We start from the raw sequence: 15,299 nt of genomic DNA, 5'->3' as shown, positions 1-15,299 counted from the left end.
CGGGGGAGTACACCGCATGGAATTCGAGCGACTGCATCACCGGATCACCCACCACCTCGCGATCGGACGGGAAACCGAAGCGATTGCCTTGCTGAAGGATAACCTCAACGAGCACCATCAGGTCCCTGCCTTCTGGATCCTCTATTCGTCATGCCATTTGAGCCTCAAGCAGTGGGCCGAAGCAGAGTCCGCTGCCAGAGCCGGGCTGAATCTGGATCCTGCCAATCCGGTGGCCGGGGAGTGCCTGGCCGTCGCCCTGATGCGCCAGCATCGACGGGAGGAGGCGCTGCTGGCGATCCGGCAGGTAATCGAAACGGAACCGGAATACGGCAACGGGCACTACTGGCTGAGCATGATCACGCTCAGCGATATTCGGAGCAACGACGACAGGGTGCTGGCCCGCCAAGCCATCGAGCACGCGATTCGGCTGGAGCCGGGGAACCCCGATTACTACCAGGGCGCGGCAATTGCTGCCGAAGCCCAAGATGACAACCTGGCGGCTCTCAGATTCCTCCAATCCGGGCTGCAGATCGACCCCAATCACCAGGGGCTGTTGCGGGCGGCCGGAAGTATCGGCAATGGCGAAAAAATCGTCGGGGAACAAGGCGATGTGCTGCGTGGATTGATATCCATGGATCCGATGAACGAAGGCCTGCATCAGGACTACGCGGAAACCTTCGTTGCGAAGCAAACTGCCTACGCTAATCGGTTCTGGCTTTTCACTCCGGTGCTGGCAGTTGCCGCCGCCCTGGGGCAGCGGGCTGGTGGAACCGGGGCGCTGCTGGCGATTGCCGCCATTGCCATCGTGGCCGGGCTCTTTGGATGGTGGAACAAGAAGGCGTACATCAAGGCGGCCAGGTCGTTGCCCGCCGGCTACGCCAAGGACATTGATGCGCGCTTCCCCAAACTGCCCCGAGCCATTCGCTCCTACCGGATTGGTTGGCTCCTGAGCACGAGCGGAGCGGTCCTGGGCTGTTTCCTGCCGGTGGCTGGCATCATCGTGATGCTGCTCGGTGTGCTGGCAAGCCAGCTAGGAGCACTGTGGATCCTGCAAGAAAATGCTGGCCCGCCAAGAAAGGGCTCCGACCGCCACGAGCAACGCCGGTACCTGGTCCGGTGCAGCGGCTTGCACGCGGCTGGCTTCTGGAAGCGGGCGTGCCTGGCGCTCATCCAGCTAGTGCTCTTAGGGATTTGCTTGGCCAATGAAAGCAGGATCGCTGCCGTGCCAGCCGGATCGGTGGCCGCCGGACTGCTGGTGCCTGGCATTTCCTTGCTGGCAGCCCAAGTCCGTCTTGGATTCAAGGAAAATGCCTTTGCCTACGGGCTGGCTGTCAGCTCCTCGGCCAAAAACCGGAACTTGGCCATGCTTCGCGGCAATATCGGCGGCCTGTATTTCATCGGGGTGCATCTGTTCGCCGGGCTGTTTGCCGCGGCTGCTTCGCTGGGGCTGCTCATATCGGGAGTGGAGGGTTCGCTGGATTCGCCCCCGGAGCCCCGTCATCCAAGCCAGGATAGCGTCCTCGACGAAGACTTGCTGAATCAGCTCAAGGATGTGGAAACTCCGGATTCCCAGCCCCGTGAATACTCGATCCCTTCGCTGCCGGACATGCCCGATATTCCGTCCCTCGGCGTCCCGAACCAGTGAGCAGGAACCTACGCGGAAAAGATCACAACGCCGTGGGCCTTTCTGTCTTGGCACGCGCCCGCTGAAGAAATAAGATGAATTGCTACCGATTCCCGTGAGCACTAGAACCCCAACCACGAGGTGGATAATCTGATGGCACAGATGAGCGAAGAGCTCATTGAGCAGTGGGCTGACGCAACTGCTGAAATCTACAATGAGTCCCTGACTGGCATTAATCTGAGCCGTCTGCCCGAGGCAGTGGCTCAGTACGTCGACCTCTTCGCGCAGAGCGAGAACTTGACGTTCAATGGGGAGGCCACCCCCACCGATTACTTCGATAATCACCCATTCCTCGCGGTGACCGCAGTGCTCAACAGCCCAGAGGCGCTGGAAGCCCTGGATTCCGACGCGCAGGACGCGTTGGATGCGATGGTTGACTTCACCGAGGCCTGGTACAACTTCGACCTCGAGAATGAGCCGGAACTCGGTATCTCCGAGGCGGATGGCGACGACGAAGAAGACTGGTAAGCCTTCTGCCGCCCAGGGGCCGGCACCCAGCAGCGTACGCGCGCTGGGTGCCGGCCTTTGCTGCGGGCGGCCGGAAACCGGATTGCATGCCAACAGCCATGAAGCTATTCCATTTGGCCGCCCAGGGTGGCACTATGCGGATATGAGCCAGTTCAGCGTTTTCGAGAGCACCGTGGTCATTCACCTGCCGGTGCACCGTGTCTGGGAGCTGCTTACCGATTGGGCAGCAACACCCTTGTGGATCCATGGGATCGGCTCCATGCATTCGGACGACCCGCAGCTCAAGGTCGGCACCCAGCTGGTATACCGCGTTGCCGGCCATGAACGCGTGTATCGCGTCCATGACCTGATCGAGAACCGCTTGCTGATCCTGCACACCTCGGAGAATCCCGATGGGCTCTCCTACCGCTACGACCTGAAGGACGACGCGGGGCATACCGAGGTAGTGCTGCAGGTGGCAATCATCAACCCGGATCTGACGGTGGAGCAGTGCGAGGAGCTGGCGGCAAATATCCGCGAAAGCGAAGGGGACAAGCTGGACCAGCTGCGGCTGTACGCAGAGCAGGCCCCCTGAGCACCCTGCGCGGCGCAAAACTATTTCGTCGCGCCGGGAGCAGGAGCCGAAGCATAGGCCGTCGAATTCTCCAGCTGGCCATTGAATAGCTGGTCCACGGTGACCGGGGTGTAGCCCTCGGCCTTCAGCTTCTCCACGAGATCCGGCAGTGCCTTGACCGAGCTCTCATGGATGTCATGCATCAAGATGATGGAGCCCGGATGGACTTCGTCCATGGCGATGCGCACCGTTTTCTCCGGATCGTGGTGCTTCCAATCCAGGGTGTCAACATCCCACAGCACCAACGGGTAGGGCACCAGCCGGTCATAGACGGCACCGTGATTCCCATAGGGCGGGCGGAAGACGGTGGGCTCGTGGCCGGAGGCCTTTTCTACCGCTTCGCTGGTCCATCCCAGCTCATGCTGGATCTGTTCTCTGGTCAGCGTCGTGAGATCCGCATGGTCCCAGGTATGGCTGCCCAGCTGGTGGCCTTCGGCGGCCATGCGCTTGACCGCGTCGGGGTATTTGGCAATGTTCTTCCCGACCATGAAGAAGGTGGCTGGCGCATCCGCGGCGTTCAGCTCGTCGAGCAGCCGCCCGGTGTACTGGCCAGGTCCGTCATCGAAGGTCAGCGCCACGCATCGAGCCACGGCGCAATCCACCTGCTCGCTTGCCGCGGAGCCCGTGGGCTGCGCATCGGGAGCAGGCGCTGGTGCAGGAGAACAGGAAACCAGGAATACCGGGCCCAGCGCCAACAGGGCCAGGCGCGCCATGTCGGGCAATCGAGAAGTCATCCTTCCACCTTCCCGTCATGCCCGGTCCGTGCCCGGGAACTACACGCGAAAATCTGCTGGGAGTTTGATCAGCGCCGGCCCAGCGCCAGCTGGTCGCAACCGGTCAACTGCGCTCGCCGTCCAGCTCCGCCGGAACGGGGTCCGAGAGCGGATGCGCTATTTCGTCGCGGGCAAATTTCCCGGCCCACCATGCGATGATTCCGAACAGCGGCGAGGCGAGGCCGGCAATGACGAATATCGCCTGCAAGCTGAGCACCTGGGTCAAAGGTCCCGCCGCCGCCATGGACAGCGGCATCAGCGCCAGCGAAACGAAGAAATCCAGGCTGGAGATCCGCCCGAGCAGGTGTCCGGGAACCCGGCGCTGGAGCAAGGTGCCCCAGATGACCATGCCCACGGCGTCGGTGATGCCGAAGGCCAGCAGGATCGCGAAGAGCATCCACGCGGCATCGACGTAGCCCACCAGGGCCAGGGGCAAGGTGCCCAGGCACCAGCAGGCGGTCATCAAGCTCAAGTAGCGCCGCGGGAATTTCGCGGACGCGACCAGCAGCGAGCCGATCGCCGAACCGAGGCCGAAGAAGGCCAGTGCGAAGCTGAACAGTTTCGCGTCCCCGTGCAGGTTGCCGCTGACGATGAAGGGCAGCAGCACCTCGAAGGGCCCGATGAAGGTGAACACCGAAATGACCGAGAACAGCAGCGTCCACAGCAGCCAGCGGGTGCGCACCGTGTAGCCGATGCCTTCGCGCAGCTGCCGGAACATCCCCGGCTGTCCCTGGCCGTCAACGGGGCCTGGCGCGTTGTACGCCTGGCGGTTGGGGATCCGGCGCAGCATCAGCAGCGCCGCGAGGTGGATTACGCAGATGCCGACGATGGCGTGCGCCGGCGAGAGTCCCGCCACCACGAATCCGGCGGCCATCGGGCCCAGGGCGGTGTGCACCACCGGCCGGGCTGTCCCTTCCAATCCGTTGGCGGCCAGCAGCTGCTCGGCGGGCAGCATCTTGGGCAGCAGTGCGGAGTAGGCGGGGTAGAAGAAGGCCGACCCGGCCCCGCCGCAGAAGCCGGCGAGCATCAGGTGCCACAGCTCCAGGGCACCGGCCATGGCCAGCACCGCGGTGATGCCCATGACCGCCAGCGACAGCGCCTCGACCAGCATCACGATGCGCCGGCAGGAATGACGGTCCGCCATGATCCCGCCGAGCAGCACGAAGCAGAGCAGCCCGGCGGCACTGGCGGTGGCCACGGCAGAAAGCTGGATGGGCCCGCCGCCCAGCTGGCGCACCTGGTAGACCATTGCCACGGCCCACATGCCGGCGGCGAAGGTGGAGAGGACAAGTGCGCTGGCCAGCAGGGCGTAGTCGCGGTAGGCGAACGGCTTGATGAGGCGCAGTGCAGAGGTTTTGAGCGCGCTCATGGAAGCTCCTGCGGTAGTGCGTAGGAACTATCATCCATCCACTGATTGAGCTTTGTCAATCAGTGGATGGTAATTAAATAACTCCGGGGACCACGCGATGGCGCGTGGTCCCCGGAGCTCGGCTTCGTGCTACTCGGCGTCGTGGTCGGTTTCCAGGATGGCCGCCAACTGCTCCAGGGCAGCTTCGGCTCCTTCGCCCTCGGCACGCAGCACTACGGTGGTTCCGTATTCCGCGCCCAGGCCCATCAGCGAGAGGATGCTGGACGCGTCCAGCGCCTCGTCCACGGGCTCGCCCTGAAGGGCGATGGTGACCTCGACCGGCGCCTCGGCCGCGGCCTCGGCGAAGATGGCTGCCGGGCGGGCGTGCAGGCCGACGCGGCTGCCGATGATTGCTGTACGTTCTGCCATGATGGCTCCTTCAGGATCTATTGAACGGTTGATTGCGGTAAATTCGGGGGGCCTAGAGGCCAAATCGGTCCAGCTCGCCCAACTGCGCGCGCACGGCAGTGCGTGCCGCCTCGGCTGACTCGGCGTCCAAGGCCAGCTGGGACAGGCGCTGCGCAGTGGGCAGGTCCACGGTGCGCAGCACCGCGGCAACCGGTGCCAACGCCCGCTTGTTCATGGACAGGGTGTCCACGCCCAGGCCCACCAGCACCACGGCCAGCGCCGGGTCGGCGGCCGCTTCGCCGCACACCCCGACGGGTTTGCCGCCGGCCGCCTGCGCACCGGCGGCGGTGGCGGCCACCAGGTGCAGCACTGCCGGCTGCCAGGGGTCGTTGAGCTCGGCCAGGGCACCGAGCTGGCGGTCCGCGGCCATGGTGTACTGGGTCAAGTCGTTGGTGCCGATGGAGACGAAATCGCAGCGCTGCAGGATCTGGCCTGCCAGCACCGCCGCCGAAGGGACCTCGATCATGGTCCCGGCGGTGGCCAGGCCAGCGGCCTTGGCCAGCTGCGCGAATTCCTGCGCTTCGGACGCAGTGGAAATCATCGGCGCCATCACCCAGATTTCGGCCTGGTGCTCGCCGGCGGCTTGCGCGATGGCCTGCAGCTGGCGTTCGAGCACGCCCGGGCTGGACAGGTCGGTGCGGTAGCCGCGCACGCCGAGGGCCGGATTCGGCTCGCTGGCATCGGTCAGGAAGGGCAGCGGCTTGTCCGCTCCCGCATCCAAGGTGCGCACCACGACCTTGCGGCCGGGGAAGGCGGCGAAGACCGCACCGTAGGCTGCCACCTGCTCGTCATGGGAAGGCTCCTTGTCCTTGCCCAGGAAGCAGAACTCGGTACGCAGCAGGCCCACGCCCTCGGCGCCCGCCGCGGCGGCCAGCTGCGCGTCGTCGCCGCTGCCGACATTGGACAATAGCGGCACGCGGTGCCCGTCGCGCAGCTGCCCGGTGCCGGAGAACTCCGGCAGCGCCTCGCGGTTGGCGTAGGTGGCGGCCAGGTGCTCTTCGGCCTCGCCGGGACCGGTGATGACCAGCCCGTCGATGCCGTCCACGAAGACATGGTCCCCATCGGCCAGCGCCGTGGTGCCGGCAGCGGCCACGATGGCAGGAAGGCCCAGCGAGCGCGCGATGATGGCGGTATGCGATTGCGGCCCGCCATCGGAGGTGACCAGCGCCAGGACCTTGGCCGGATCCAGCGTCGCGGTATCGGCCGGAGCCAGGTCCACCGCGGCGAGGATGAAGGGCTGGTCGGAGTCCGGGATGCCCGGGGCGGGCACGCCGCGCAGCTCGGCGACGATGCGCGAGCGCACATCGAGCACATCCCCGGCGCGTTCGGCCATGTAGCCGCCGAGGGCCGACAGCTGCGTGGCGACCGCGTCGGCGGCCTCCCAGATGGCCGATTCGGCGCAGGTGCCCGATGCCACCAGCTTGGTGGCCGACTTGAGCAGCGTGCGGTCGCTGGCCATCAGCGCGGTGGCCTTGAGCACGGCTTGGGCATCGCCGGTGGCCTGCGCCGCGCGTTCCTTGAGCTGCGCGGCGACCGCCTGCGTGGCCTCGGCCAGGCGCAGGGATTCGGCTTCCGCGCTGGAACCTGCTGGCAGGGGCGCGCCGTCGGCGGGCGGGAGGATGGGGTCGGGCATGCGGCGCACGGATCCGATGACCCGTCCGGCGCTGACGCCTACTCCGGTGAATTTCTGGCTCATGCTGCGGCCTTTGCCTCTTCAGCGGCCCGTGCGGGGGCCTTGCGGACATATTTCTTCAGGATGATCACCAGCGCCGCGGAAACCAGCGTGCCGATCACGGTGGCCACCAGGAACATCGGCCAGGTGCTGTCCATCGCGAAGAAGACGAAGATGCCGCCGTGCGGTGCCTGGGAGAGCACATCGAAGCTCATGATCAGCGAGCCGGTGACCCCGGCACCCACCATGGAGGCCGGGATGACACGCAGCGGGTCGGCCGCGGCGAAGGGGATGGCGCCTTCGGAGATGAACGCGGCACCCAGCAGCCAGGCCGCCTTGCCGTTTTCGCGTTCCGCCCCGGTGAACAGCTTCGGGGACACCGCGGTGGCCAGGGCCATCGCCAGCGGCGGAACCATGCCGGCAGCCATCACGGCCGCCATGATCATCAGCGGGGCCGGGTTCTCGGCCACCGAACCGGCGCCCAAGCCGGCTACCGCGAAGGAATAAGCGACCTTGTTGATCGGCCCGCCCAAATCGATGGCCATCATCAGGCCCAGGACCAGGCCGAGGATCGCCGCCGCGGTGCCGGACATGCCCGCCAGCCAGCCGTTGAGGGCTTCGGTGAGCTGGGCAATCGGCCCGCCAAGGAACAGGAACATCAGGCCCGAAGCGATGATGGAACCGAGCAACGGCACGATGACCACTGGCATCAGCCCGCGCAGCCAGCGTGGCACGGTCCAGGAATTGATCCAGCGGCAGGCCAGGCCAGCGATGAGTCCGCCAATGATGCCGCCAATGAATCCGGCACCCATGAAGCCTGCCACGGCACCCGCGGTGAAGCCCGGGGCGATGCCCGGACGGTCGGCGTAGGCATAGGCGATGTAGCCTGCCAGCGCCGGAATCAGGAAGGACATGGACAGGGAACCGATCTTGAACGCGACGGCGCCCAGATAGGCGCCCAGCGGACCGAACGGGGTATCGAGCTGCGCCATGATCTCGGCACCTGGCAAGTTGAACAGGGTGCTGGAACCCAGCACGCCATCGGCCACGTTGCTGATCGAGTACCCGCCGAGCAGGAAGCCCAGCGCGATGAGCAAGCCGCCGCCGGCGACGAACGGGATCATATAGGAGACGCCGGTGAGCAGCGCGCGCTTCAGGCCTGCGCCGAAGGATTCGCTGCCGCCGGATTCCTCGCCGGATGCGGCGGCACCGGCGGGAACGCGGCGCGCCTTGGGATCTTCGGAGGCGGCGATGGCGTCATTGATCAGCTTCTTCGGCTCGTCGATGCCGCGCTTGACCGGAACCTGGATCACCGGCTTGCCGGCGAAGCGGCCGCGGTCGCGCACATCGACGTCTACCGCGAAAATCACGGCGTCGGCGGCTTCGATGACCGCCGGGTCCAGCGGGGTGGAACCCGAGGAACCCTGGGTTTCCACCGCGAAGCCGACACCCATTTCCTCGGCGGTCTGGGCCAGCGAATCGGCGGCCATGTAGGTGTGGGCGATGCCGGTGGGGCAGGCGGTGACCGCGACGATCGACTTCTTCTTGGGGGCGGCCGGAGCAAGGGAGGCAGGAGCCGCGGCCGGAGCATCGGAAACCACCGCGCGCACCAGTTCCACGATCTCGGCTTCACTGGCTGCTGCCCGCAGGGAGGCGGTGAAGGACTTCTTCACCAGGGCGCGGGCGAGCTTGGAGAGCAGCTTGAGGTGGGCCTGGTCGGCGCCATCGGGGGCGGCAATGAAGAACACCAGGTCGGCTTCGCCATCCTTGGCGCCGAAGTCCACCGTCGGTTCCAGGCGGGCCATGGCCAGGGTCGGCTCGGTCACCGCAGCCGAACGGCAGTGCGGGATGGCGATGCCTCCGGGCACCCCGGTAGCGGTCTTGGCTTCGCGGGCCTTGGCATCGGCGGCCAGGGCGGCGGCGTCGGTGGCGCGCCCCTGGTTGGCCACCAGCAGGGCCAGCTTCTCGATGACCTCGCTCGTGCTGTTGCCCAGGTCGGCATCGAGCAGCACGAGCTCTGCAGTGATTAGTTCACTCATGACTCGGTTCCTTGCGTTGAAGTAAGTTCGTGGACGGTGACGGCGCCAACGGTGAGATCGGATTGGGTCGGGATGGTGGAGCCGGGCAGCTGCGTGGCGGCGGCCCCGTAGGCGACGGCATTGCGCAGCCGTTCAGGGGCGCTGGCCCCTGCAGCATCGGCCAGCAGGTAGCCGGCCAGCGAGGAATCGCCAGCCCCCACGGTGCTGCGCGGGGTGATCGGGGTGTGCGATCCGTGCCAGACACCGGCCTTGGTGACCAGCAGTGCGCCCTGCGCCCCGAGGGTGGCCAGTACCGCGCCGACGCCTCGGTCCAGCAGCTGCTGCGCGCAGCCGGTGGCCAGCTCGAGGGAGCCTTCCAGTGCCGCCTCGCCGTAGCCGCCCGCCAGCTGCGCCAATTCCTCGGCATTGGGCTTGACCAGATCCGGGATGTGCTGCTGGCTGTGGGCGAAGAGCTCCAGAAGCGGTGCGCCGGAGGTGTCCACGGCGATCTTCGGGCACTTCCCGCCCAGGTCCGCCCTCAGCTTTGCGGTCAGCTGCGCATAGAAGCTGGCAGGAACTCCCGGCGGCAGCGAACCGGCCATCACCATCCAGCTGGCGCCGGCGGCGGCCTCGGCGACCAGGTCGCCGAGATCGGCCAGCTGCTGCGCGTCCAGGGTAGGGCCTGGCTCATTGATCTTGGTGGTGGTGCCATCGGGATCGGTCAGGGTGGTGTTGGTGCGCAGCGCTTCGGTGATCGGCAGGTTCCGGTGCGCCAGCTGGTCGCGGGACAGCGCGGTAATCAGCGGGTCGGTGCCGGCTCCGGGCAGCACTGCCAGGGTGGGAACACCGGCCGCGGCAATGGCGCGCGAGACGTTCACTCCCTTGCCTGCCGCCTGGACGTGGCTGGAAGCCGCGCGCTGCACGGCGCCGGGGGCCAGTGGCGCGCCTAGCTCGATGGTATTGTCCAGCGCCGGGTTGACGGTCAGCGTGATAATCATGCGATCACCACCTCGACATCCGCCGCTTCCAGCGCAGCGGCAAGTTCAGTGCCGGGTTGCTGGTCGGTGACCAGGGTGTCGATGTCTTCGAGCCGGGCGAAGCAGACCAGGGTTTCCTGGTCGAATTTGGATCCGTCGGCCAGCAGCACCACGCGGCGGGCACTGGCGACCAGGGCGCGCTTGACGGCAGCTTCCAGCGGGTCCGGGGTGCTCAGGCCGAATCCTGCATGCAGCCCGTTGGTGCCGATGAAGGCGATGTCGGCCCGGTACTGGGAATACTCCTGCACGGTGCGGGCTCCGCTGGAGGCGCCGGTGATGCCGCGGACCCGCCCGCCGATCAGCTCCAAGGCGACATCCGGGCTGTGGACCAGCACCGAGGCAATGGGCAGGGCGTGGGTGATGACCACCAATCCGGTGCCCGCGGTGCTCTTGAGCATGCGTTCGGCCAGGATTTCCGTGGTGGTTCCCGCGTCGATGATGACCGAGGCATCGGAGACCGGCAGCAGGCTCAGCGCGCGCTGGGCGATGCGGGCCTTGGACTCTGAATGGATGGCGGTGCGCACCACGTAGCTTTCCTCGCGGGTGCTGGCTTCGGTGATGGTGACCGCTCCGCCGTGGACGCGGCGCAGGTAGTTCTCAGATTCCAGCTGGGCCAGATCCCGCCGCACGGTTTCCCGGGTGATATCGAAGCGCTGCGCGAGCTGGGCGACGGTTACTTTCCCGTCAGCTTCCAGCTGCTCAACGATCAGCCGGTGTCGTTCTTCGGCGAACATTCTTGCCTCCGCAATTCCTCATGACCTGCAACACATTGATCTGTGTTTCCATGACTTTATGCCCGATTATGTGGCATGGTCAAGTGAAAATCTGGGGAATCTTTGGCTTTAGTTGGTTTTGAGTGGGTTTGCTAGGGGTTATGCAGAATCAGCGCTCGCAGATATGCGCAACCAAAGCAGCGCACGACTCGATCCTGTCCTCCGGAAATCGCTAACTGTGCGGCCTCAGTTGACTGGAAACCCAGCTAATGAGCAAGACGTCTGTACGGCCAGGAGCCAGGGCGGGCAGTTCATGAATTCGACAGGAATCATAGGTTGCCGGGCGAACGAGTTGCGTCAGGATGACGTGCCTGGATCAAGCCATGCCACTCCCCGCGCTTGAATGCGTTCGGTCGAGTTGGCTGAAATGCAACGGTCCTTTGTGCATTCCTTTTCTCTTCGGATGTTCCTCTGCCAAGGTATAACTTCGACCGGAACAGCGTGGAGGCGATCTGAGGTCAGCTCTGATATTTGCACTAGTGGGCGTCTGCTAAAGTCTTTCCGTTGGATTGGCATTTGGCGATGGATTCGTTAGTGCGTTCTCGCATGCTTCCTAGTTGCATTGGGGTCGAATTTACTTTGACGGTGAAAACCATGGGGCCCACCGGCAATCCCGGATCGGCGTCACTGCCATAGATGCCAGAGGCCCGCAACTCGAGGTTGTATTCGCGAACTTCACCGGAGAGTTCGATTGTTATCTAGTTCGAGCGTTACTGCCGAACCAAGTTCGTGATCACCGAAGTAGCATCGGGGAAGTATCGCGTCGAGGGCTGTATCGAATTCGGCCCGTCCTACCAGCGAACCGAATAGCTCATTATGAATCCAGTGGCATCGCAGCGGAATCAAATGACGAGGAAGCCCTGGACTTCGTGATCGGCGCCTTAGCCTTGATTGATCCGCGAGGGGATCCGATGAGACTTGTCGTGGAGTCCCTGAAAAGCCTCTCGCGACTAACGAGGCCCGCACGATCCAACGAAATTAGTTGCGGCACATGGTTGGGAGATTCTAGGACTAGTGAGTTCTCAAGGATTCTCGTTCTCGGCTGGGGAGCGGTGCCCGGCGAGACTTCTCGCAACCATTGAGTTGAAAGATGTCTCTGGACGGGTGTCGAACTCTTTTGTTATTGACGAACTTGATTGGTGATTAGTGAGCACTCTCAGTCAGAATCAGCGCAGCTCGATAGCCATCTGACTCGAGACAAGACATGGCTTCTAGTTGCTGGAAAGCTATCGGTAGGCAGGTAGCATCCACCCAGCTCTCCCCGCTACTAACATCGACCCAAGGGTCCTCGATGAGAATGACGGGACGTTCCGTGGAACCAGCCGTTCCATGGCAGAGTAGCCAGTGCGGAACATCGTAGCCGAGCATCTGCTGCAATGACACCAGCAACAAGACGCGGGCACCCTGACTTAATACTTTGTGAATCTGTGAGATTTCCATACGCATAGAGGTCACCGGCAACCCGGTAGCTTCTGCACGGCGGCGCGAGTCAGCCTGCAAGATGCCCCGCCAGCCACGTTCAACCTCGGGATAATAGTCGACGATTACTGGCTTATCGGTATCCAAAGACACCTGAACTGAGCTTGCTGGCCAGCGCTCAGCGATGGCCAGCCCGAGCCCCACGGGTTCGCAAGCCATGAAATTAGTCGCTTGACGCCACAGTAACAACTCGGCGGTACGCAGGCGATCCATCGTTGCAATGCTCATCGTTTCCCCGTGCGCGGCCAGCGCGGAAACCGCCGCGCAGGTGAAGTTCTCGCTTTGCTGGTAGTGCGAGGTACGCAGATATCGGGCTGGATGTGACCAGTGCACATAGCCGAATTTTGGAATCGATACCGACGCATCTGTGGTGAAGCGTGGAGCAGGCAACGACTGGAAACCCATTTGTTCAGCCAGGTCTGCGAGCCACGGTTCTTCCGACCAGCTTTCCCATTTCACGCAGGCCAGATCTTTTTCCCTGGCGTAGTCCAGCACCGCACGGACGAGCTCTTCATATGCAGCTGTGTCGCGGGCAAGAACCCCAGAGATCTTCACGTATGCAGTCGCCGAACGGGCGGTAAGCAATGCGGCACCGAGTATGGTGGCATCTGATGACTGTATCGTGAGCAGCCGAGCGTTGACCGTTGCCATGAGACTTTCCCACGGACCTGATATGGAACCCAGATGCCGTAGTTGCGCCGGGTGCTGCTGGGGGTCAAAGGCCTGGATTCTCATTTGCCGGGCAGAGCGTTTCGCCATGATTCCTTACTATTAGGTGGGGTGGAGGCGGAGTCGGTTAGAATCCTCGCATAACACCTAGCCGCGTGATCGGTACAAAAGCCAAATGAAGTACGGGGAGCCGAGTAACGACACGATCAGACCGGCGGGAATCTGTGCCGGCGCGATTGCGGTACGGCCCAAGGTATCGGCCAGGCAAACTAGCAAGGCTCCGAAAACCAAGGACACCGGGATCGCCCGGTGATGGCGGGAACCCACCAACGACCGCGCCAGATGCGGGGCGATGAGTCCGACAAAGCCAACCACACCTACGGCCACTACGCTGAGTGCCGCAAGCAGCGCGGCAATGGACAATGAGACTAATCGGATGCGAATGGTCTTGACGCCCAGCACCCGGGGCAGGTCTTCGTCGATGGCTAGCAGGTCCAGCTTGCGTCCCATGAGCAGTACGACCGGAAGAGCTAAAGCCAACACCGTCAGAACAGGTAACACGTCTGCGAACTGACGTCCATAAGTTGAGCCAGAAAGCCAGGTGTAGATGCGCGGAGTTTCCCACGAATTAATGCTCAGCAGCAGGTAGGTGGTGATCGCAGAGAGCGTGTAGCCAGCTCCGATGCCGATTAGCACAAAACGTTCAGGGGAGAATCCTCGACGCCAGGCTAGCGCGGTGATGGCAGCGAAGGTCGCGAGCCCGGCAATCACCGCAAAAATCACCAGTAGCGAGCGGGAACCGCCAAAGGCAGTGACCACTACAGCCGCGCCCAGCCCTGCCCCCGCGGTAATACCCAGGATTCCGGGCTCGGCCAATGGGTTTCGCACGGCGCCCTGCACCAAACAACCAGCCAGTCCTAAGGCGGCTCCGGCACCCAGCGCCGCGCTGGTCCGTGGTGCACGTTCGGAGAAGGCTCGGGCAATGAGCTTGGGCGCATCATCCTGGAACCACAAGGCGAGATCTCCCAGCTTGAGTAACATGCTCCCGGCCAAAAGGCCTAGAATCACGGCTCCCAACAGCAAACTGAATCCCAGCGTCATGGTGAGAACGAATCGGCGGTTGCTGCGCAATTTGCTTGCTACCTGTAACGGGTTGCGGGAGCTGGAAACTTCGGGCAGTCGCATTGCCAAGATGATGATCAGCACCCCGCCCAGGATCGCGGTGGGAACTCCAGTAGGAATGGAAGCCGCACCTTGCGCACCGAGCGAGGCACGAAGCGAAACATCGGCCAGCAGGATCAGTAGCGCACCAATCAGGCCGGTGGCGGGGAGCAAGAACAGTTGACGGCGCAAGACTACCAGGCGGCGCGACAGCAGTCGGGCGAGCACGGGGGCGCCAAGCCCTACAAAAGCAATCGGGCCGGACAGCGAAACGGAAACGCCGGTGAGCAGCACAGCACACAGGACGGCGAGAGTGCGGGTTGAGCGCACCGGGATGCCGAGCACCGCAGCGTTTTCATCACCCAAGGACAGGACATCCAGTCGGCGAGAGAGCAAGAGGCAGATGGCCAGCACCACCAAGATCACTGGCAGACTGCGCAAGAATGCATCGAGATTTAATTGGGCCAGCGACCCTGAACCCCAGGCATACAGTCCAGTCGTATTTTCCTTGAACAGCAGCAAAATGATTCCGCTGCCTGCTTCCAACGCCATGGCGATGGCAGAGCCAGCGAGGATCAACCGGGTGGTGGCGGTTCCCGCGCTGCGCCCAGAGATAGCCAATACGATCCCGGCGGCGAGCAGCCCGCCAGCGAATGCGAGAGTGCTGGAAGCCAGCGTGGACATGCTTATTCCCAAGGCAGCAGCCACGCTCAACGCGAAGAATGCACCAGAGGTGACAGCCAATGTGTCCGGCGAGGCCAGCGGGTTGCGGGTGACGGATTGGAGCAATGAACCTGCCACCCCCAAAGCCAGACCAACGGCGGCACCCGCACAGAGGCGCGGTAGCCGGGAGCCGGTGAAGATCTCGGCGGCTCCTACCCCTCCGATACGGGTGTCATCTCCGGTGAGTGCGCGTAGCAGTTCACCCAAACCAATACCGGAGGTCCCCTGGGTGAGGTGCCAAGCACCTACCAGCAGTACCGCTGCCGCTAAGGCGGCGAGCAGACCTAGGCCAGTGGCGAGACGGGTACCGGTGACTGGCGCGGGGGAATAACCAGGGCCGGTCATTCGGATGCCGACCCTGCTGTCCACGATGTGTCGCTCTGCTGATTTTTCAGCGGTTTTCATTTCAGTTG

Annotated in this window: 12 protein-coding genes; 3 read left to right on the top strand and 9 right to left on the bottom strand. The window is 63.9% G+C overall.

Annotated elements, in window-relative coordinates:
• The first annotated feature begins 16 nt into the window (after positions 1-16).
• The 3 genes from ACIQTS_RS14315 (at position 17) to ACIQTS_RS14305 (ending at position 2,726) form a co-directional block, all read left to right on the top strand.
• Positions 17-1,645 (top strand): hypothetical protein, encoded by a 1,629-nt coding sequence (locus ACIQTS_RS14315; RefSeq protein ID WP_402473723.1) that lies wholly within the window; start codon positions 17-19, stop codon positions 1,643-1,645.
• Positions 1,646-1,777: 132 nt separating this feature from the next.
• Positions 1,778-2,152, top strand: coding sequence for a hypothetical protein (locus ACIQTS_RS14310; RefSeq protein ID WP_105657927.1), 375 nt, complete (start codon positions 1,778-1,780; stop codon positions 2,150-2,152).
• 142 nt (positions 2,153-2,294) lie between these two features.
• Entirely contained in the window at positions 2,295-2,726 is a 432-nt protein-coding gene (locus ACIQTS_RS14305; RefSeq protein ID WP_166650869.1) for an SRPBCC domain-containing protein, read from the top strand.
• A 20-nt stretch (positions 2,727-2,746) separates the two neighbouring features.
• On the opposite strand, the gene ACIQTS_RS14300 is transcribed toward ACIQTS_RS14305, so the two are convergent.
• The 9 genes from ACIQTS_RS14300 to ACIQTS_RS14260 all read right to left on the bottom strand — a co-directional run bounded on the left by ACIQTS_RS14300 (position 2,747) and on the right by ACIQTS_RS14260 (position 15,291).
• Positions 2,747-3,499 (bottom strand): polysaccharide deacetylase family protein, encoded by a 753-nt coding sequence (locus ACIQTS_RS14300; protein ID WP_402473722.1) that lies wholly within the window; start codon positions 3,497-3,499, stop codon positions 2,747-2,749.
• A gap of 103 nt (positions 3,500-3,602) precedes the next feature.
• On the bottom strand, positions 3,603-4,907 hold the full coding sequence (locus tag ACIQTS_RS14295) for an MFS transporter (protein WP_105657930.1): 1,305 nt from the start codon (positions 4,905-4,907) through the stop codon (positions 3,603-3,605).
• Between the two features lie 129 nt (positions 4,908-5,036).
• Complete coding sequence (locus tag ACIQTS_RS14290) at positions 5,037-5,315, bottom strand: HPr family phosphocarrier protein (protein WP_105657931.1); 279 nt, start codon at positions 5,313-5,315, stop codon at positions 5,037-5,039.
• Positions 5,316-5,367: 52 nt separating this feature from the next.
• Entirely contained in the window at positions 5,368-7,050 is a 1,683-nt protein-coding gene (gene ptsP, locus ACIQTS_RS14285) for a phosphoenolpyruvate--protein phosphotransferase (protein WP_402473721.1), read from the bottom strand.
• Positions 7,047-9,065 (bottom strand): fructose-specific PTS transporter subunit EIIC, encoded by a 2,019-nt coding sequence (locus ACIQTS_RS14280; protein ID WP_402473720.1) that lies wholly within the window; start codon positions 9,063-9,065, stop codon positions 7,047-7,049. The genes ptsP and ACIQTS_RS14280 overlap by 4 nt, the downstream gene beginning before the upstream one ends.
• Positions 9,062-10,042, bottom strand: a complete 981-nt coding sequence (locus tag ACIQTS_RS14275; RefSeq protein ID WP_402473719.1) for a 1-phosphofructokinase family hexose kinase — start codon at positions 10,040-10,042, stop codon at positions 9,062-9,064. Before ACIQTS_RS14275 ends, ACIQTS_RS14280 begins: the two co-directional genes overlap by 4 nt.
• Positions 10,039-10,815 (bottom strand): DeoR/GlpR family DNA-binding transcription regulator, encoded by a 777-nt coding sequence (locus ACIQTS_RS14270; RefSeq protein WP_105662630.1) that lies wholly within the window; start codon positions 10,813-10,815, stop codon positions 10,039-10,041. Before ACIQTS_RS14270 ends, ACIQTS_RS14275 begins: the two co-directional genes overlap by 4 nt.
• A 1,182-nt stretch (positions 10,816-11,997) precedes the next feature.
• Complete coding sequence (locus tag ACIQTS_RS14265) at positions 11,998-13,092, bottom strand: peptidase C39 family protein (protein ID WP_402473718.1); 1,095 nt, start codon at positions 13,090-13,092, stop codon at positions 11,998-12,000.
• Positions 13,093-13,149: 57 nt separating this feature from the next.
• Positions 13,150-15,291, bottom strand: coding sequence for an iron ABC transporter permease (locus tag ACIQTS_RS14260; protein WP_402473717.1), 2,142 nt, complete (start codon positions 15,289-15,291; stop codon positions 13,150-13,152).
• Between the last annotated feature and the right edge of the window lie 8 nt (positions 15,292-15,299).

The sequence above is a fragment of the Glutamicibacter sp. NPDC090743 genome, from assembly GCF_044769125.1.
Lineage (GTDB): Bacteria > Actinomycetota > Actinomycetes > Actinomycetales > Micrococcaceae > Glutamicibacter.
Note: the sequence above shows the minus strand (reverse complement) of the source record. Positions and strands in the feature narration are given on the sequence as shown.

Coding starts and splice junctions, on each gene's coding strand:
- ACIQTS_RS14290 (WP_105657931.1), bottom strand. CDS start 5,315: ATGGCAGAACGTACAGCAATCATCGGCAGCCGCGTCGGCCTGCACGCC.
- ACIQTS_RS14275 (WP_402473719.1), bottom strand. CDS start 10,042: ATGATTATCACGCTGACCGTCAACCCGGCGCTGGACAATACCATCGAG.
- ACIQTS_RS14260 (WP_402473717.1), bottom strand. CDS start 15,291: ATGAAAACCGCTGAAAAATCAGCAGAGCGACACATCGTGGACAGCAGG.
- ACIQTS_RS14310 (WP_105657927.1), top strand. CDS start 1,778: ATGGCACAGATGAGCGAAGAGCTCATTGAGCAGTGGGCTGACGCAACT.
- ACIQTS_RS14315 (WP_402473723.1), top strand. CDS start 17: ATGGAATTCGAGCGACTGCATCACCGGATCACCCACCACCTCGCGATC.
- ACIQTS_RS14265 (WP_402473718.1), bottom strand. CDS start 13,092: ATGGCGAAACGCTCTGCCCGGCAAATGAGAATCCAGGCCTTTGACCCC.
- ACIQTS_RS14300 (WP_402473722.1), bottom strand. CDS start 3,499: ATGACTTCTCGATTGCCCGACATGGCGCGCCTGGCCCTGTTGGCGCTG.
- ACIQTS_RS14280 (WP_402473720.1), bottom strand. CDS start 9,065: ATGAGTGAACTAATCACTGCAGAGCTCGTGCTGCTCGATGCCGACCTG.
- ptsP (WP_402473721.1), bottom strand. CDS start 7,050: ATGAGCCAGAAATTCACCGGAGTAGGCGTCAGCGCCGGACGGGTCATC.
- ACIQTS_RS14295 (WP_105657930.1), bottom strand. CDS start 4,907: ATGAGCGCGCTCAAAACCTCTGCACTGCGCCTCATCAAGCCGTTCGCC.
- ACIQTS_RS14305 (WP_166650869.1), top strand. CDS start 2,295: ATGAGCCAGTTCAGCGTTTTCGAGAGCACCGTGGTCATTCACCTGCCG.
- ACIQTS_RS14270 (WP_105662630.1), bottom strand. CDS start 10,815: ATGTTCGCCGAAGAACGACACCGGCTGATCGTTGAGCAGCTGGAAGCT.